We start from the raw sequence: 17,808 nt of genomic DNA on the forward strand, positions 1-17,808 counted from the left end.
TCAGTCCGGGCACCAGGAGTAGTCTGGAACCATGAACTTCCCCGATGGTGGATGGTTCGCGAGGTCGTCATGACCCGCGTCTGGTTGCGTTGGCTGCCGGCAGTGCTGGCTCCGGTGGCCCTTGCTGCGGCGGCCTTGGCTGGTTCCTACCAAGCCGGAGCTGCGACGAGCCTGCCGCACAAAACGGCCGCGGAAGTCATCGCCATGATCGGCCGCGCCGACGTCCATGCATTGTCCGGAACCCTTCAACAAAGTTCCGATCTGGGGCTGCCCCAACTCCCCTCCGTCGGGCCAACGGCGAGCCAAGGGCCCGCTTCCGTGATGGAGCTTTTGAGCGGTTCACACACAGCCCGGGTCTACATGGACGGTCCCGCCAAAGCCAGGTTCCAGGTGATGGACATGCTCGCTGAGCGCGACGTCGTCCGCAATGGCAACGATCTCTGGCTCTACAACTCGGCAGACAACAGCGCGGCGCACATGACGATGCCCGCCGAACCAGCGCGTTCAGCGGCCCCGCACGCGACGCCGACTCCCGGAGTCACCACGCCTGACGTCGTCGCGCAGCACTTCCTCGCCGCCGTCGGACCCACCACGGACGTGGCCGTGGGCGACGGAACCACGGTGGCCGGCCGCACGGCCTACCAACTGGTGATCAAGCCGCGCAGTACCGGCACGCTCGTCGATTCGGTGACAATCGCCGTCGACTCCGCTTCGGGCCTCCCGCTCGGCGTCGATGTCCGGGCACGGGGCCAGGCGGCAGCGGCGTTCTCGCTCGCATTCACTGACGTGAGCTTGTCGGCGCCCGACGCCGCCCTGTTCAGTTTCACTCCGCCCCGCGGTGCCGCCGTGGAGGAGAAGGCAACCCCGCAGTTGCGATCCCTCCCTGGAAAGACCGGGCAGCCGAAGGCAACAGCGGCCCGGCCAACGATCACGGGCACCGGCTGGGACGCAGTGATGGGCTTGCCCGCCGGCACTGTGCCGAACGATGTCCGCTCGGCACCGATGTTGGCCCAGCTCACCCAGCCTGTCGCCGGCGGTCGAGCGCTGACCACCAGCCTGGCTACTGTTTTGATGCTCGACGACGGCCGCGTCTTCGCGGGAATGGTGCCACTTGAGCGGTTGCAGGCCGCAGCCGCCGCGAAATGACGGAGGCATCCCCGCCGGCTGAACTGGCGATAGAGACGCAAGGCCTCAGCAAGCGCTTCGGCCACCGGGCCGCCGTCGACGGCGTCGACCTGGCGGTGCCCCGCGGTTCGGTCTTTGGATTCCTCGGTCCTAACGGCTCCGGCAAGACCACCACCATCCGGTTGCTTCTTGGCCTGGCGTCCGCCACGAACGGCCGCATCCGGGTCCTTGGCGGCGAGATGCCGCGCCAACTGGCAGCTGTCCTGCCCAACGTGGGCTCGCTCGTGGAAGGCCCGGCCTTCTACCCTTTCCTGTCCGGGGCAGCGAACCTGCGGCGCTTGGACAGCGCCGATCTTCACGCCGCCCCACGGACCCGCGCCGCACGCGTGGATGACGCGCTCGAGAGGGTGGGCTTGTCCCACGCGGCGGGCAAAAGGGTGCGCGCCTATTCCCTCGGGATGAAACAGCGGCTGGGGATTGCGCATGCTTTGCTGCGGCCGCGGGAACTGCTGGTCCTGGACGAGCCCACCAACGGCCTGGATCCGCAAGGGACCCGGGAGGTCCGCAGCCTGGTCCGCTCCTTGGCGGCCGGGGGCACCACCGTGTTCGTCTCCAGCCATCTCCTCGCGGAGGTGGAGCAGATGTGCACCCATGTGGGCGTCATGAGCGTGGGCAAGCTCGTGGCGCAAGGAACCCTGCACGAACTGCGCGCGGCGGGCACGGCCATCATCCGGCTCCACACGCCCGATATCGAGGCCGCTGTCCGTGTCCTCTCCAGACTCGGCCTGGAGTCGGAACTGGTTGCCCCGCCGCCCGGCTCGTACGGTCCCGATGGCAGGAGCCTCGTCAGTACCGGTCCGGCGGGGCTCGACGTGGCACCCGAGGCGATCGTGGCTGCCTTGGTGTCCGACGGCGTCCGGGTCCGGGGCTTCGGCGTGGAGAGCGCGAGCCTCGAGGAGCGCTTCGTCTCCCTCACCGGAGAGGGCTTCGACATTGCCGGCTGAACGCGGAACCGAAGCGACGATTGCCGTGCTGGAGGGCACGCAAAGCTCGTGGTCGCTCATGGCCTCCGAGCTCTCGGTGCTGTTCCGGCGGCTGCGGACATGGGCCATGCTCCTGGCGCTCGCGGCGATCCCCATCCTCATCGCCGCCGCGGTCAAGCTGAGCTCGCATCCCGTGGCCCCGGGGCGCGGCCCGCCTTTCCTTGACCGCATCACCCAGAACGGGCTTTTCGTCGGCGTCACGGCAATGATCGTCTCCGTACCGTTGTTCCTCCCCCTCACCATCGGAGTGGTGGCAGGCGACACGATTGCCGGCGAAGCAAACCTTGGCACCCTGAGATACTTGCTCGTCGCCCCGGCGGGACGTGTCCGCCTCCTGTTGATCAAGTACGCGTCCGCCTCAGTGTTCTGCCTGGCAGCGACCCTGACGGTTGCAGCCGCGGGCGCGCTGGCCGGCGTCGCACTCTTCCCGGTGGGCCCTGTCACCCTGCTGTCGGGCGACACGATCGGCGTCGGCGAATCCGTGGTGCGTTCCTTGCTGATTGCCGCATACATCGCGGTGTCATTGTTGGGGCTGTCCGCTATCGGACTGGCAATTTCCACCTTCACGGACGTGCCGGTCGGAGCCATGGCTGCAACCATCGTGTTGTCCGTGGTGTCGCAAGTGGCTGACAACCTGCCGCAATTGGAGTGGCTGCACCCGTGGCTGTTCAGCCACTACTGGCTGGGTTTCGCCGATCTCCTGCGCCAACCGATCTCGTGGACGAGCTTCGGCGACAACGCCCTGCTGCAGGCGGGCTACATCCTGGTGGCCGGCGCGTTGGCTTACGGCAAGTTCACGAGCAAGGATGTCCTGTCCTGAAGTTCGGCCTGCCCGTAAGCTCATGGCATGGCAAGATTCTTCGATGTTCACCCGCAGGACCCCCAACCACGCGCGATTTCCCAGGTGGTGAAGATCCTCCAGTCCGGCGGCCTCATCGCCTACCCCACCGATTCCTGCTACGCGCTCGGCGCGCAAATCGGCAACAGGGAAGCCCTCGACCGGATCCGCTCGATCCGCCAGCTCGACGGCAAACACCATTTCACCTTGGTCTGCAAGGATTTCGCGCAGCTCGGCCAGTTCGTGATGATCGACAACGACGTGTTCCGCAGCATCAAGGCCGTTACGCCGGGAAGCTACACCTTCATCTTGCCTGCCACCAAGGAAGTGCCGCGGCGTCTCCTGCACCCCAAGAAGAAGACGGTAGGCGTGCGGATTCCCGACCATAACTTTGTCCAGGCCCTGCTCGCCGAACTGGGCGAACCGCTCCTGTCCAGCACCTTGCTGCTCCCCGACGAGGAGGAGCCCCTGACCCAAGGCTGGGAGATCAAGGAACGCCTGGACAATCTGGTGGAAGCCGTCATCGATTCCGGCGACACCGGCGCAGAGCCCACAACCGTGGTGGACTTCTCAAGCGGCACGGCCGAAGTTGTCAGGCGCGGCACCGGCGATCCCTCCCGGTTCGAGTGAGCATGGGCACTGCCGAGTCGCGCGTCACGATCGACGTCGACGGCACCGCGATTTCCGGGATCTACGCCCGGCCGGACAAAGCCGCGGCGACAATTGTCCTCGCACACGGAGCCGGAGCCGGCATGGAACATCCGTTCCTGGCCGGCCTGGCCCACGCGTTGAACGACGACGGCGTGGCGACCTTGCGCTTCAACTTCCCCTACCGGGAAGCCGGCAGGAAGTTCCCCGACCGGCCACCCGCTGCGATCGCGGCGTGGCGGGCCGTCATGGCGGAAGCGGCGTCCCGGTCGGAGGGCGAACCCGTGTGGGCGGCCGGCAAGTCCTTCGGCGGCCGCATGGCGTCGATGGCGGCGGCCGAAGGAATGTCCGCGGCCGGACTCGTCTATCTCGGCTACCCGCTGCACCCGCCGGGAAAACCGGAGAAGCTCCGCGACGAGCACCTGTACGGGCTCGCTCTGCCGATGCTCTTCCTGCAGGGCACCCGGGACACCTTCGCGACGCCCGGGCTGCTCGAAGGCGTCGTGGCCCGGATCGGACCCGCCGCCACCATCGAGTGGTGGGACGGCGGCGACCATTCCTTCGTGCGCGCGGGAGTCAAGAAGGGTGCCGCGGACATAGGGGCATCACTAGCGGCCCCCGTGTCGGCGTTCCTTCGCAGGAACGGCTGAGCCTCAGGCTTTCGCCGCGGCGACGGCTATGCCGGGCGGCAGCGGCTCGTGCCGCAAGTACTCCCTGCGGAAGCGGCCGCTGCCGGCCGTCAGTCCCCGCAGTACGATCGCGTACCGCAGCAGTTCCTGTTCCGGGACTTCGGCGCTGATCTCAGTACGCTCTCCGCCGACGGATGTCGTCCCGGTGACGCGTCCGCGGCGGGAGGACAGATCGCTCATGACCGCACCCACATGCTCGTCGGCCACAAGGACCGTCACGGCCGAAATCGGTTCAAGGAGTTGAATACTGCCCGCCGCGGCGGCCTCCCGCAAGGCCAACGCGCCGGCCGCCTGGAATGCCGCGTCCGATGAATCGACGCTGTGGGTCTTGCCGCCTACCAGGATCACCCTGATGTCGACCACCGGGAAACCTGCCCGCACCCCCTTGCCCATCTGGGCCCGGACGCCCTTCTCGACCGAGACGACATACGTGCCGGGGATGACCCCGCCGACAACCCTGTCGACGAATTCAAAACCCGCCCCGCGTTCAAGGGGCTCCACTTCGATGTCGCAAATCGCGTACTGCCCGTGGCCGCCGGATTGCTTGACATAGCGCCCGTGGCCGGCGGCCTGGGCTGCGAAGGTTTCCCGGAGGGGCGTGATGACGTCCACTGTCTGCAGCTTCACCCCCTGCTCCCGCAAGCGGTCGAGGACTGCCTCCGAGTGGGCCTCGCCCATGCACCACAGGACCAGCTGGTGCGTCTCGGAGTTGCGCTCCACCCTCAGGGTCGGATCTCCCGCGGCTACCTTGGCCAGGCTCTTGGACAGCGCGTCCTCATCGCCGTGCGACGCCGCTTCGATCGCCACAGGCATCAGCGGCTCGGGCATGTCCCAGGTTTCCACCAGCAAGGGAGCTTCGCGGGCGGAAACCGTATCTCCCGTCTCGGCGCTCGCCACCTTCGCCAGCGCGCAGATGTCCCCGGCCACGGCGAACTGTACCGGACGGAGGCTGGACCCCAACGGGGAGTAAAGGTGGGTGATCCGCTCGTCGCTGTCGTGGTCGGGGTGGCCCCGTTCGGCCAGCCCGTGCCCGCCGACGTGCACGGCAGAGTCCTCGCGAAGCGTCCCCGAGAAGAGCCTGACAAGGCACACCCGCCCCAGGAACGGGTCAACGGTGGTACGCACCACTTCGCCAAGGAGCGGACCCTCCGGATCGCATGCCAGGGGTGCGACGGGCGTCCCTCCCAAGTCGGTGACCGTCGGGAGGTTTCGCTCAGTCGGTGACGGGAACGCCCGGGTCAGCACTTCCAGCAGTTCGGCCGTGCCGACTCCGGTCACGGAAGAGCTTGCCAGCACCGGAAAGAACGTGCCGCGGACGATCGCGGTCTCCACATCGTCCACGAGGGTATCGATGGGGACCTCCTCGCCTCCGAGGTATCGGTCCATCAGGCTCTCGTCCTCGCTCTCCGAAATGATGCCCTCGATGAGTTCCCCGCGGACACCCTCCGCGCCGGCCAGTTCCTCCGCGGTCGCGGGACGTACCGCGGGACGCGGCTCCCCTAGGGTGTACTCCGACACCGTGCCCGAAAGCAGCCCGAGCACTCCCGAAACAGCGTCGGCGTCACGGACGGGCACGTAGAGGGGGAGGACGGAATCGCCGAAGGCGGCCCGGCATTCGGCCAGGACGGCATCGTAGTTCGCCCGTGGATGGTCAAGCCGGCTGATCACGACCGCCCGGGGCATGCCGACGCGCTCGCATTCGCCCCAGAGAGTGGTGGTTCCGACGTCGACGCCGTCCACTGCCGAAACCACGAACAACGCCGCGTCCGCGGCCCGCAGCCCCGCGCGCAACTCTCCCATGAAATCCGCGTAGCCAGGGGTGTCGAGAAGGTTCACTTTGACGTCGTCGATGACGAGGGGCGCCGCGGAGAGTCCGATGGACCGTTGTTGATGGATGGCCGTCGCTTCCGAATCACCCACCGTGGTGCCGTCGACGATCGAACCCATGCGGGTCACGACGCCGGCAGCGTAGAGAAGTGACTCGAGCAGCATCGTCTTTCCAGCGCCTGAGCGGCCAATCAGCACGACGTTGCGGATATTCTCCGGCCGGTCGGCCGGCGCCGAGGAGGGGTCCGCGCGTCGAAGATCGGGGTTGGTCCGGTTCGACCCCTTCGTCGCACTGCCTGGGCCTTTCGCCGACATGAGCACCTCCTGGAGTAGAAGCCGGATCCCCCGCGTCCTTTGCTTACCGATTCCACACCCTGGACCGGCGCACGGCAAGAGCAATCCAGGGAGTCCGTGCCGAAACTGCAGGCTAGGAGAGCATTCCCCACACCAAGCGAACGGAAATGGCCGCGCTCGCGGCAATGACAACCGCGAAAGCCGCCAGCCACAACAAGGACGGCACCCCCGTGGAACGGGCCAGGATGTAGGCATCCGAGGATGCGAGCCGATCCCGGCGGCCGGTATGTACGGCAGCCACCTTGAACCAGTCCCGCACGGCCCCCACCTCGAGCGCTATGCCGAGGCCCAGCACCACATGGCTGACCGTCGGTGCAGAAGCAAACATGACAAGCAGCTGGGCAGTCGCCGCGCTCAGGAGCGCGACGAAGATTCCGGTGAAGTTCCGCAGGAAGATCAGCGCGAGCAGCAATACCAGCGCACCGACGGACATGGCCGCCCCGGACCACCCTGCAGACACGGACCATATGAGCGCCACGCCCACCACCGCGGGACTCGGATATCCCCAGAAACCGGACCAGGCTGCGCCGAACTTGCCGCGCCCGCTGCTCAGGAGCTGTCCGGAGTGGTCCAGCCCGATCCGTAGCCCGTGGACAACCCGCCCCGTCATGAGGGCGGCGAACGCGTGGCCCAGTTCATGCACGAAGGTCACGTAGAGGCCGAACCAACGCCAGGTGGCCCGCGGGATGCTCAATACGACGGCCGCAGCGAGGATACCCAGGACAACCGGGGCCGCCAGGTTCGGGACCTCTTGGGTGGTGAATCCCCGCAGGACGGCCTGCCACCAGTCGTTGGCCAGGTCAGCGGGTCGCAATTCCATGTTCATCACCGTGGCATCCTAAAGAAAAAGCCTGTGAATGCCTCCCAGAGGGCTGGAACCGTCGCCAGACCGGGATCACATCTTCCGCTTGGTCCTGGCCGTGGCGGGCGCGGTCCATGGGTCCTCGGGCCAGGGATGCTTCGGATAGCGGCCCCGCATTTCCGCACGGACGTGGGCGTAGGGGCCCGACCAAAAGGAAGCCAGGTCATCTGTCACGGCGAGCGGTCGCCTGGCCGGGGAGAGCAAATGGAACAGCACCGGCACGCGTCCGCCTGCCACACGCGGCGTCTCTGCCCAACCGAAGCACTCCTGCAGCTTCACGGCCACTACCGGCCGGCCGTCGTCGTCGGCCGCGTCCGGATACTCGATCCGCACCCGCGAACCGCTCGGCACCTCAAGCCATTCCGGTGCCAGCTCGCCGAGTCGGGCCGCCTCAGCCCACGGCACAAGCCGCCGCAACGGCTCGCCCAGGTCAATACCCCTCGTGGCAGCGCCTCCTGCGAGCGCTTCGAGTTCAGGCGCGAGCCATTTCTCCAGCCGGGCCAGCAACGCCGGCTCGGAGACGTCCGGCCATGGATCACCCAGTTCCCTGTGCAGCAAAGCCAATCGCCGGCGCAAGGCATCGGCGGCCGGCGACCATCCAATCGTCCCCAGGCCCTCTTTCGCCAGGGCGCGGGCGACGGCAACGCGCCCGTCGTCGATGGTCGGGCGCACGGGCGTGGACGAAAGCAGGATCGCTCCCAGCCGCCGTTCCCTCTTGGCGGTGACACGGCCCTGGGTGAAATCGGCTTCCACCGTGTCGCTCGTCAGGTGGCTGGCGGCAGCTTCCGCCGCATCCGCTGCCAAGGGGGCTGCGGATCGGATGACGGCGCCGGTGCCCGCCGCATCCCGGCCCTCCGCGCGGGACACTTCGGCCACGGCGAGCCAATCGTGGCCGGCGAGCGTACTACCTGCCGGCAGTCCGGCACGTGTCCCGGACGTCAGCAGGTAGCGTTCGGGGCCGGCGCCTGGGACGCGACGCGCCACGCGATCCGGGAACGCGAGCGCGACGACGAAGCCGAGCGCTTCTGCCGGACTCACCGGTGAAGGCCGGCTCGGCGGTGAAGGCCGGCTCGGCGGTGTGGTCAGGGAAGGCCCGACGCCGGACCTTTCCTGGCGTGCGATCGCCTCCATGCGGCGGACATCCTCCGCCCAACGCCTGGCGGCCGGATCCTTGCCCGTCCGGAGTGTGGCCAGAAGGCGCGTCAGGTCAGCCCCGGGAGCCCGCTGATCCCCCGCCACGAGGGCGACGGCCTCGGCAGCCGCCCGGTGCCCGACCGCGGCGGCGCCATCCAGCAGGGCGCGGGCCAGCCGTGGATCGGCAGGGATCCTGGCCAGGGTCTTTCCCGCCTCCGTGGCCAGTCCGTCAGGGCCAATCGCACCGAGCTCCCGCAGTACCTCGATGGCATCATCCGTGGCACCTTGGGGCGGAGCGTCTGGAAGTGCCAGCCCCCGGCCACCCGGCGATCCCCAACAGGCCAGGACGAGAGCGGCGCCCGTCAGGTCGGCTGCCGCGATTTCCGGGGTCGGGTGGGCAGGTGCGGCACCATACGCCTTTTGCTCGTAACAGCGGACCACCCGTCCGGGCCCCTGGCGTGCCGCGCGTCCGGCGCGCTGCTCGGCGGAGGCACGCGAGCAGGAGACAGTGACGAGTCCCGACATCCCGCGGTTGGCGTCACGGCGCAGCTCACGGGACAGTCCCGAATCGATGACCAGCCGGACTCCTGGAACTGTCAGCGAGGACTCGGCCAGGGCAGTCGAGACGACGATCCGGGGAGGTCCGCCGGGCTCCCGGCCGGAAACCGCCTGGTCTTGTTCCGCCGGACTTGCCTGGCCGTGAAGTTCCAATACCTCCACTCCCGGTAGCCTCGCAGCCATTCTGGCGCGCAGCCGGGACGCGACGTAGGAGACCTCCCACGCACCAGGAAGGAACACCAGGGCGTCGATATCCGGATCAGCTGCGAGCGTCTCCGTGTACGACGCCGCGGCGGTATCCGCCACATGGTCCAGGAAGGCGCGGGCCACGCCGCGTCCGTCCAACCGTGGACCTGCCGCGGGCGCCCAGTCCACCGTCAAGGGATGCAGCGCGGAGGGACAGTCGACGACGGGTGCCGGGCCGCCGCCGTCGTGCTTCCCGCCTGCGCCTTCTCCGGCGCCGGCGCCTCCGATCAGCGCGGCAAACCGTGGCGCGTCGAGGGTTGCCGACATCGCGACAAGCGTCAGGTCGTCCCGCAGCTCACGGACCTCTATGAGCATTCCGAGCAAAAGGTCCGTCTCCAGGCCGCGCTCGTGGACTTCGTCCAGGATCACGGTGCCGACGTTCTCAAGGCCGGGATCCGCCAGCAGTCGGCGCAGGAGGATTCCGGGGGTAACGAACTCAACGATGGTGCCCGGACCTGTTTGACTTTCTCCGCGGACCGTGTACCCGACCCGATCGCCGAGCCCGCTGCCGTCGAGGGCGGCGAGGCGCCGTGCCGCTGATCGCGCTGCCACCCGTCGTGGTTGGGTCACCACCACCCGGGGGAGCTTTTTGCCTGTGACGGCGCCGGCCTCGTTCCTGGCGAGTGCGATGTTGGCAAGCAAGGGCGGCACAAGGGTCGTCTTGCCGGTCCCCGGGGGCGCTTGCACGACGGCGGTTCCTGCCGCTCCTCCCGCATCGAGGGCTTTGGCGAGTTCCCCCAGCGATTCTCCGAACACCAGTCCCGCGCCGATCCTGTCCAGGTCGAAAGGGCGGTAGGCGAGCGCGGCGTTCCGGGGAACGAGTGGGGATTTCACTTCTCCATTGTGCATAGATGCGGATCGGACCCTCAAAGGTGGACTCCTTGCCGAATCGGGAGGACGATTAAAAGGCAGTTGCTAGAAGGAGGTCTGTGATGTGCTACGGCTACAACAAGGATTTCCGGCGGGACACCAGGAAAGATGCCTCACAGGAACCCGAGGAACGCCCTGAGCCCAAGGTGGACGCGAAGGACTTCATGTTCTGGGCCTTCCCACGCCGCCACCGTGAGTTCACGAACAATCCGGAGCCGGTTATCGACCGGACCCGCGAGAGGGTCTAGGCCACGGCATTGAAAGGAATGTCCCCAGGGGGCATTCCTTTCGTGTGGCCCTACAACTCCGCGAATCCAAGGTATTTACTGGAGATACAACGTGAGCGGTTCGCCCGCCCCGCTGCGGAAAGTGGGCTCCCTTTTCCCTCCACTGCCACCGAAGGATCTCCGCCATGAATGCATCAGAGCTAAGCGACGAAGCCGGTGTGCGGCCATGACAGCGGACGCCATCACCTGGCTGATTGTCTTGATTGTCCTGCTGGTCATCTGGTTTGCGATGGCCGTCCACATTGTCACGCAGTATGAGCGTGGTGTCCTGTTGAGGCTGGGGAGGGTCCAGGGACTCCGGACCCCTGGGCTTGTGGTCATCATCCCGTTCGTCGACCGGCTGAGGAAAGTCTCCCTGCGGATCGTCACCATGCCTATCCAGTCCCAGGGCATCATCACGCGGGACAACGTCAGCCTGGACATTTCCGCCGTCGCCTATTTCCGGGTGGTGGACGCCATCAAGTCCGTCCTTGCGATCGAAAACGTCTACGCCGCAATCGACCAGATCGCACAAACCACGCTGCGCAAAGTAGTAGGCCAGCACACGCTCGACGAAACGCTCGCGGAAACAGACGTCATCAATGCCAACATCCGCCAGATCCTGGATGGACTGACCTTGGAATGGGGCGTCGAAGTGACCCTCGTGGAACTCAAGGACATCCAGCTGCCGGAGAGCATGAAGCGCGCCATGGCCCGCCAGGCCGAGGCCGAGCGTGAGAAGCGTGCCAAGATCATCGCCGCCGAAGGCGAGTCCCTGGCCGCAGCCGCACTGGGCATGGCCTCCGACACCATGATGGCCCACCCATTGGCCCTGCAGTTGCGCAACCTGCAGTCCATGGTGGAGATCGGCGTGGACAAGAACACCACCGTCGTTTTCCCCGCGCCTTTGATGAGCACCATCGGCGAGCTCGGAGCATTCCTCGCCCGCGAAGCCGCCGCGGCGAAAGCTGCTCAGCCCCCGAGGACCATGACGGGACGGACCATGGCCGGGTGAGACCGACAGCAGGATGAAACTGAACGCGGCCTATACTCGTTGAACCCGTCGTAAAGCGCGGGAACAGAGCGCATAAGCTGCAGAAGGAGGAAGACCATGACCGACCCCCTACGGGGCCGTGCCACCGCCTTCCTCCTCCGCATCGGCCTGTTGGCAGGACTGTTTGCGATCATCGCCGGAATCGTCGGGATGCACGTCATGGCGGGTGGCCACAGCATGCAAGCCACCCCCGCGGCGGGCCCGGCCGCCGTCGTGAGCCAAGCCTCTGTCGTTAGCCACCCCGCAGTCCACCACGCGGATTCTCCACCCGCGCCGTCGTGCACATGCCCAGGCAGCTGCACCGGGATGTCGGCCCTGCACGCCGTCTGCGTCCCTGCGCCGGGCCACAACACGCTGACAGCACCGTTGCCCGGCGTCCCGCCCTATGCCACTGCGGGGGCAGCAGGAGCAGGTGTCCTGGTCTCCGACTATGCGCACCGTCCGGGTAGTCCTTCCCCGGGCGATCTCTGCATCAGTCGCACGTAGAATCCACACCCGCACCGGGCTTGCCCGCCCGCTGCACAAGACTCCTCCCTGACGCGCCGCCCACACGGTGGGTTTGCCGTGCGCGTCCCGCACAGCCGCACCTCTGCAGGCTGATGATTGAAGGACCCCAAAAGCATGAGAAAAAACCTTGCCATGACCACCATTACTGTTGCCACTGCAATCGCGCTTGCCGGCTGCTCGGCTGGAACCAGCGACAGCAGCATGCCGGGAATGAACCACGGAAGCGCCTCCGCATCCCCTGCCGGTTCAGCGGCGTCCGCGCCGGCAGACCACAACGCCGCGGACGCAGAGTTTGCCCGGATGATGATCCCCCACCATGCCCAGGCCGTCCAGATGAGCGACGGTGTGCTCGCCAAGAACGGCATCCCTGCCCAGGTGACTGCGCTCGCCGGCAGGATCAAGGCAGCCCAAGGACCGGAGATCGAGAAGATGACGGGCTGGCTCAGGGACTGGAACGAGCCGGCGGAGATGTCGGGCGGCCACACCATGAACGGAATGGTGGACAACGGGGACATGACGAAACTCGAGGCGGCCCAGGGCCGTGAAGCTGCCAGGCTGTTCCTGACCCACATGATCGCCCACCACCAAGGGGCCGTGGCCATGGCGCAGAAGGAAGGCGCCGACGGCAAGAACGCGGACGCCCTCAAACTCGGCAAGGACATCGTGGTGGCCCAGGAGGCCGAGATCAAGGAAATGCAGGAGTTATTGGGCACGCTGTAGATTCGGACTAGCGAAAGGCACATCCAGCCCAAAGCACCGGCCCACCCGGTTTTCCAGGGGGGCCGGCGCTCGGCGGCCTCGGGTTATGGCTGACCCGGCCTTAGGCCGTCACGTCTACGGAGGTTCCTTCCGATGCAAGCACGGCCTCCGCTACATCTTCCCTGAGGTGGTAGTCCCTGGCGTCCACCGGATACAAGGAACCGCTGACCACGTAATAGCCGCGGCCTTCGCCTGGTCCGCCGGCCGCGGCATCTATCGCGGCGACCATCCCCGGTTCCAAGGGCTTTTCTTTGCCTGCTTCGCGCAATCGCGCGAGGTCTTCGGATTGAAGGCGACTGATCAAACCCGGAATATCGCACATCTGAAAACACCGTCCTGTTCGGTCCACGGGAAAGGTTTGCGCCGTCGCCCCAGCCCTTGGTGCATGCCAAGAACAGTAAGCCCGGGCATGGCTCGTGGCAAGGGTCCGTTGAGGACATGTCCACTGGATGGACCCGGCTTGCTGGCGCTTCCGGTTTCATGTTGCGTTCTTGGTTCCGTTGCCTACTGTTCAGTAACGCTCGGCAACATCGAGGGAGTGACTTCACCATGCAACGCCCATTCGGGCGACAATGTCTCCTTTTCCGCCACCCGCCGCGGCTTCCTCGCCGCCGCCCTGACCGGCGCGGCGTTGACCCTGGCCCCGGTTTCGTTCGCGGCAGCCGCCACCGGAACCAGCAAGAGCAAGACGATCACCGGGCATCTGGAACCGGGCGCCGCAGATTTCGTCTATTTGCCGATCGACGTCCCCGCCGGCGTCAACAAGATCAGCGTTTCGTATACCTACAGCAAGCCCCAGGTGGCCTCCGGACTCCTCGGGAACGCCTGCGACATCGGAATCTTCGATGAGAAGGGCACCGATCTCGCCGGGAAGGGTTTCCGCGGCTGGTCCGGCGGTTTCCGCACCGAATTCAGCATCAGCGCCGGCGACACGACGCCGGGCTACCTGCCTGGACCGATCGGAAAGGGCACGTGGAACGTCGTCCTCGGCCCGTACCAGGTAGCCGAGCAAGGCCTCGACTACACCGTCAACATCACCCTTGAGTATGGACCCGACGTCGCTCCGTTCAAGCCCCAGTACCCGCCGCAGCAGATTGCCGGCCGTGGTGCGGCCTGGTACCGCGGCGATGCGCACCTGCACACCGTCTACTCCGACGGAAAGCGCACCCCCGAAGAGGTCGCAGCCGGCGCCCGCGCCGCGCGCCTCGACTTCATGATCTCCACGGACCACAACACGCCGGCATCGCACGGCGTCTGGGGGCCGCTCGCCGGCAACGACCTGCTCATCCTCACGGGCGAGGAAGTCACCACGCGGAACGGCCACTACCTCGCGCTTGGCCTGGAGCCCGGCGAATGGATCGACTGGCGCTACCGGGCCCGCGACAAGGGGTTCGAGCAGGAAGCCCAGCGGATCCACGCCTCCGGCGGAATCGTTGTCCCCGCACACCCCTATTGCCCTTACGTCGCCTGCCGCTGGAAGTTCGGTTACGACGACGCCGACGCCGTAGAGGTATGGACGGGCCCGTGGACCATTGACGACGAGTCCTCCGTCAACACGTGGGACTCGATGCTGGCCCACTCCGTGCGCACAGGTGGCCGGTGGCTCCCGGCCATGGGCAACAGCGACGCCCACAGTGTTCCGCAGGTCATCGGGCTCCCGCACAACGTGGTCAACGCCGCGGCTCTGTCGCGCGATGCCCTGCTGGACGGCATCCGCAACGGACGGAACTGGATCGCAGAGTCCGCCGACGTCTCAGTGGATTTCCAGGTCACGTCCGGCGGCAAGAGGGCGACCGTTGGCGAGCGGCTCAACGTCGCCGCAGATGCCCGCGTCACGGTGACGGCGAAAATCGCCGGGGTGCCGAACGGCGTCGTGCGCTTCATCACGGATGAGGGACAGACCCAGCAGGTCACCCTTCCGGCGTCGGGCCAGGGAACGAGCACGTGGGTGACCACCCCGCAGCTCGCGGCCTACGTTCGCGTGGAGGTCCGCCATCCGAAGCTCGACGGAACCTCGGGCAGCGGCACGGAGATGGGAACTGCCATCCCGCTCGGACCCATGGCGGCGTTGACGAACCCGATCTTCCTGGGTGCCAGCTAGTCCGCGACGGATCCGATTCAATGTGAGGGAGGCCCTGCCAGTACCCCTACTAGCAGGGACTCCCTCAGCTTGGAATTCTCCTGTTTGATGGAAAGTGCCAATCCTCCGTCCATCAACAGGAGAATAATGCTGACCGTCAACGCTTACGCCGCCCCCTCCGCGAGCGAAGCCCTCGTCCCCACCACCATCGAGCGCCGCGACGTCGGCGCCCACGACGTGCTGATCGAGATCAAGTACGCAGGCATCTGCCATTCAGACATCCACACGGTCCGCGGGGACTGGGGACCGCAGTCCTACCCTCTGGCCCCGGGCCACGAAATCGCCGGAATCGTCACCGAAGTCGGCCCCGCGGTCACCCGCCACAAGGTCGGGGACCGCGTCGGCGTCGGCTGCATGGTGAACTCCTGCCGCGAATGCGAGAACTGCCGCAAGGGCGAGGAGCAATACTGCCTGAAAGGCATGACCGGTACCTATGGCGCCGTCGACCGTGACGGGACCATCACCCAGGGCGGCTACTCCACCCACGTCGTCGTGACCGAGGACTTCGTGGTGCGTATCCCCGAAGGAATAGAGCTCGACGCCGCCGCTCCCCTGCTGTGCGCAGGCATCACCACCTATTCGCCGCTGCGGCACTGGGGTGCCGGCCCGGGCAAGAAGGTCGCAGTCGTAGGACTCGGCGGGCTGGGCCACATGGCCGTCAAGCTCGCTCACGCCATGGGCGCCGAGGTCACCGTGTTGTCCCAGTCGTTGAAGAAGATGGAAGACGGCCTGCGCTTGGGCGCCGACAGTTACTTCGCCACGAGCGATCCGGCCACCTTCGAGGAGCTTGCGCGGTCGTTCGACCTCATCATCAACACGGTCAGCGCCCCGATCGACATCAGCTCCTACCTTCAGTTGCTGACGCTCGACGGCGCGCTGGTGAACGTGGGCGCACCGGCGGAGCCGCTCCCGGTCAATGTGTTCTCGCTCATCACAGGACGGCGCTCCTTCGCCGGATCGGCAATCGGCGGCATCCGCGAGACCCAGGAGATGCTCGATTTCTGCGCCGAGCATGGACTTGGTGCCGAGATCGAGGTCATCCCGGCCGACAAGATCAACGACGCCTACGAGCGCGTTCTCGCGTCCGATGTGCGGTACCGCTTCGTGATCGACAGCTCGACACTGGGTTAGGGGAGCGAAAAGAATGCAGTACACCACGGTAGGCAGAACGGGAGTGCAGGTTTCGCCGTTGTGCTTCGGGACAATGTCGTTCGGTTCCGAAGCCGACGAACAGGCCTCAGCGGACAAGTTCCACCGGGCCCGCGAGCTGGGCATCAACTTCTTCGATACTGCCGATGTTTACGGCGGCGGCCGCTCGGAGGAGATCCTGGGCAAGCTCGTCTCGGACAGCCGGGACGAAGTCGTCATTGCCTCCAAAGTGTTCTACCCGACCGGCGCGGACATCAATGCCCAGGGCTTGTCCCGCCAGCACATCGTGCGCGCCGTCGAGGCAAGCTTGAAGCGCCTGGACACAGAATGGATCGATTTCTACTTTGTCCACGCCTTCGATGAGCACACTCCCATCGAAGAGTCGTTGCGCGCGCTCGACGATCTGCAGCGGCAGGGGAAGATCCTCCACCCTGCCGTGAGCAACTGGGCGGCCTGGCAAATCGCGACCGCTCAGGGCATCTCCGCGAAGGAGGGTCTCGCGCGGTTCGAGCTGATCGAACCCATGTACAACCTGGTCAAACGGCAGGCGGAAGTGGAGATTCTTCCGCTGGCCCAGGCCGAGAACATGGGCGTCATCACGTACAGCCCACTCGGAGCGGGGCTGCTGACCGGCAAATATGGTGCCGGCAAGCGTCCCGAAGGCGGCAGGCTGGTCGACAATGCCCGCTATGCAGACCGGTACGGCGTCGAGAGCGACCTGACAACTGCCGATCGATTTACCGCGTTCGCCCAGGAATCCGGCATCAAGCCTGCGACACTGGCCGTGGCGTGGGCAATGTCGCATCCGGCAGTCACTGCGCCGATCACCGGAGCACGGAACCTCGAACAGCTCGAAGATTCCCTGGCCGCGCTGGACGTCGGGATGACGGCGGAACTCCGGGACGAGATCTCGGCCCTCTCGCCAACCCCGGCCCCGGCGACAGACCGGACCGAGGTCCTCAAGCCGCACTGGACCTGATCCGGCGGCCCTCGGCTCGAATGCCCCTGCGGGCGCAAGCACCATGGCCCTTGGCCGCGTGCTCGCGCTTCGTGGGGGCTTTCTGCTGTCAGGGAGTGTCACTTGGCCACGGGGGTCCGCAGCAACGATGATTTCCCCATGAAGGCAATCCGATGAACAAGAACAGGCTTGAGGCATTCAGTGACGGCGTCCTCGCCATTGTCATCACCATCATGGTGCTTGAACTGCGGGTGCCACCGGAACCGAGCTGGCATGCCTTGCTCAGCGTCTTTCCCACGTTCCTCAGCTACCTGCTCAGCTTCGTCTACGTGGGGATCTACTGGAACAACCACCACCACATGATCCACTTGGCGGACCGGGTCAACGGCAGAATTCTGTGGGCGAACCTGCACCTGTTGTTCTGGATATCCCTCTTCCCGTTCAGCACACGCTGGATGGATGAGACGGGTTTCGCCGAGGTCCCGGTGCTGGCTTACGGGTTCAACCTGCTCTGCGCCGCGATTGCCTACTTCGTCCTGCAGCAGTCCTTGATCCGGCAGCAGGGGCGGCAGGGTCCACTCGCACAGGCGGTTGGCCGGGACTGGAAGGGGAAGACGTCACCCCTCATCTATCTTGCAGGTCTTGGCCTCTGCTTCGTGCATCCTTTGCTCGCCGTCGCCGCCTACACTGTCGTGGCGCTGATCTGGCTCGTTCCCGACCGGCGGGTGGAGCACTTTGTCACCCGCGCACACCAGGACTGGGCGGAGTAGCGTGAGCCAGG

The 17,808-nt window shown here is 66.3% G+C and carries 17 protein-coding genes; 13 read left to right on the forward strand and 4 right to left on the reverse strand.

Features of this window, described 5'->3' with window-relative positions:
• Positions 1-51: 51 nt before the first annotated feature.
• From OIT41_RS11635 to OIT41_RS11655, 5 genes are read left to right on the forward strand one after another with little or no spacing between them, the layout of a single operon-like run.
• Entirely contained in the window at positions 52-1,146 is a 1,095-nt protein-coding gene (locus OIT41_RS11635; protein WP_264636490.1) for a LolA family protein, read from the forward strand.
• Positions 1,143-2,129: an ABC transporter ATP-binding protein gene (locus OIT41_RS11640; RefSeq protein WP_241707795.1), complete on the forward strand. Its 987-nt coding sequence runs from the start codon at positions 1,143-1,145 to the stop codon at positions 2,127-2,129. The genes OIT41_RS11635 and OIT41_RS11640 overlap by 4 nt, the downstream gene beginning before the upstream one ends.
• 58 nt (positions 2,130-2,187) lie before the next feature.
• Positions 2,188-2,988 carry an ABC transporter permease gene (locus OIT41_RS11645; RefSeq protein WP_078108824.1) on the forward strand — a complete coding sequence of 267 codons (801 nt, stop codon included), beginning with the start codon at positions 2,188-2,190 and terminating at the stop codon, positions 2,986-2,988.
• 27 nt (positions 2,989-3,015) lie between these two features.
• Entirely contained in the window at positions 3,016-3,636 is a 621-nt protein-coding gene (locus OIT41_RS11650; RefSeq protein ID WP_241707796.1) for an L-threonylcarbamoyladenylate synthase, read from the forward strand.
• 2 nt (positions 3,637-3,638) lie between these two features.
• Complete coding sequence (locus OIT41_RS11655) at positions 3,639-4,304, forward strand: alpha/beta family hydrolase (RefSeq protein ID WP_241707797.1); 666 nt, start codon at positions 3,639-3,641, stop codon at positions 4,302-4,304.
• A gap of 3 nt (positions 4,305-4,307) precedes the next feature.
• On the opposite strand, the gene OIT41_RS11660 is transcribed toward OIT41_RS11655, so the two are convergent.
• The 3 genes from OIT41_RS11660 to hrpB form a co-directional block, all read right to left on the reverse strand.
• Positions 4,308-6,485, reverse strand: a complete 2,178-nt coding sequence (locus tag OIT41_RS11660) for an elongation factor G-like protein EF-G2 (protein ID WP_241707798.1) — start codon at positions 6,483-6,485, stop codon at positions 4,308-4,310.
• A 112-nt stretch (positions 6,486-6,597) separates the two neighbouring features.
• Complete coding sequence (locus OIT41_RS11665) at positions 6,598-7,344, reverse strand: M50 family metallopeptidase (protein WP_264636491.1); 747 nt, start codon at positions 7,342-7,344, stop codon at positions 6,598-6,600.
• Positions 7,345-7,419: 75 nt separating this feature from the next.
• On the reverse strand, positions 7,420-10,173 hold the full coding sequence (gene hrpB, locus OIT41_RS11670) for an ATP-dependent helicase HrpB (RefSeq protein ID WP_264637957.1): 2,754 nt from the start codon (positions 10,171-10,173) through the stop codon (positions 7,420-7,422).
• A gap of 83 nt (positions 10,174-10,256) precedes the next feature.
• On the opposite strand from hrpB, the gene OIT41_RS11675 reads away from it, so the two are divergent.
• The 4 genes from OIT41_RS11675 to OIT41_RS11690 all read left to right on the forward strand — a co-directional run bounded on the left by OIT41_RS11675 (position 10,257) and on the right by OIT41_RS11690 (position 12,741).
• Positions 10,257-10,442, forward strand: a complete 186-nt coding sequence (locus tag OIT41_RS11675) for a hypothetical protein (protein WP_241707800.1) — start codon at positions 10,257-10,259, stop codon at positions 10,440-10,442.
• Positions 10,443-10,647: 205 nt separating this feature from the next.
• Positions 10,648-11,475: a slipin family protein gene (locus tag OIT41_RS11680; protein WP_241707801.1), complete on the forward strand. Its 828-nt coding sequence runs from the start codon at positions 10,648-10,650 to the stop codon at positions 11,473-11,475.
• A 96-nt stretch (positions 11,476-11,571) separates the two neighbouring features.
• Positions 11,572-12,000 (forward strand): hypothetical protein, encoded by a 429-nt coding sequence (locus tag OIT41_RS11685; RefSeq protein WP_241707802.1) that lies wholly within the window; start codon positions 11,572-11,574, stop codon positions 11,998-12,000.
• Between the two features lie 135 nt (positions 12,001-12,135).
• Entirely contained in the window at positions 12,136-12,741 is a 606-nt protein-coding gene (locus tag OIT41_RS11690) for a DUF305 domain-containing protein (protein WP_241707803.1), read from the forward strand.
• Positions 12,742-12,841: 100 nt separating this feature from the next.
• On the opposite strand, the gene OIT41_RS11695 is transcribed toward OIT41_RS11690, so the two are convergent.
• Positions 12,842-13,084 carry a hypothetical protein gene (locus OIT41_RS11695; RefSeq protein ID WP_241707804.1) on the reverse strand — a complete coding sequence of 81 codons (243 nt, stop codon included), beginning with the start codon at positions 13,082-13,084 and terminating at the stop codon, positions 12,842-12,844.
• A 234-nt stretch (positions 13,085-13,318) separates the two neighbouring features.
• On the opposite strand from OIT41_RS11695, the gene OIT41_RS11700 reads away from it, so the two are divergent.
• The 4 genes from OIT41_RS11700 to OIT41_RS11715 all read left to right on the forward strand — a co-directional run bounded on the left by OIT41_RS11700 (position 13,319) and on the right by OIT41_RS11715 (position 17,797).
• Entirely contained in the window at positions 13,319-14,881 is a 1,563-nt protein-coding gene (locus OIT41_RS11700) for a CehA/McbA family metallohydrolase (protein ID WP_264636492.1), read from the forward strand.
• A 126-nt stretch (positions 14,882-15,007) separates the two neighbouring features.
• Positions 15,008-16,051, forward strand: a complete 1,044-nt coding sequence (locus OIT41_RS11705; protein WP_241707806.1) for an NAD(P)-dependent alcohol dehydrogenase — start codon at positions 15,008-15,010, stop codon at positions 16,049-16,051.
• Between the two features lie 13 nt (positions 16,052-16,064).
• Complete coding sequence (locus OIT41_RS11710; protein ID WP_264636493.1) at positions 16,065-17,048, forward strand: aldo/keto reductase; 984 nt, start codon at positions 16,065-16,067, stop codon at positions 17,046-17,048.
• A 152-nt stretch (positions 17,049-17,200) separates the two neighbouring features.
• Positions 17,201-17,797: a TMEM175 family protein gene (locus OIT41_RS11715; RefSeq protein WP_241707808.1), complete on the forward strand. Its 597-nt coding sequence runs from the start codon at positions 17,201-17,203 to the stop codon at positions 17,795-17,797.
• The last annotated feature ends 11 nt before the right edge of the window (positions 17,798-17,808 follow it).

The organism is Arthrobacter sp. YA7-1 (assembly GCF_025960325.1).
In the GTDB taxonomy this organism is placed as follows: Bacteria; Actinomycetota; Actinomycetes; order Actinomycetales; family Micrococcaceae; genus Arthrobacter; species Arthrobacter bambusae_A.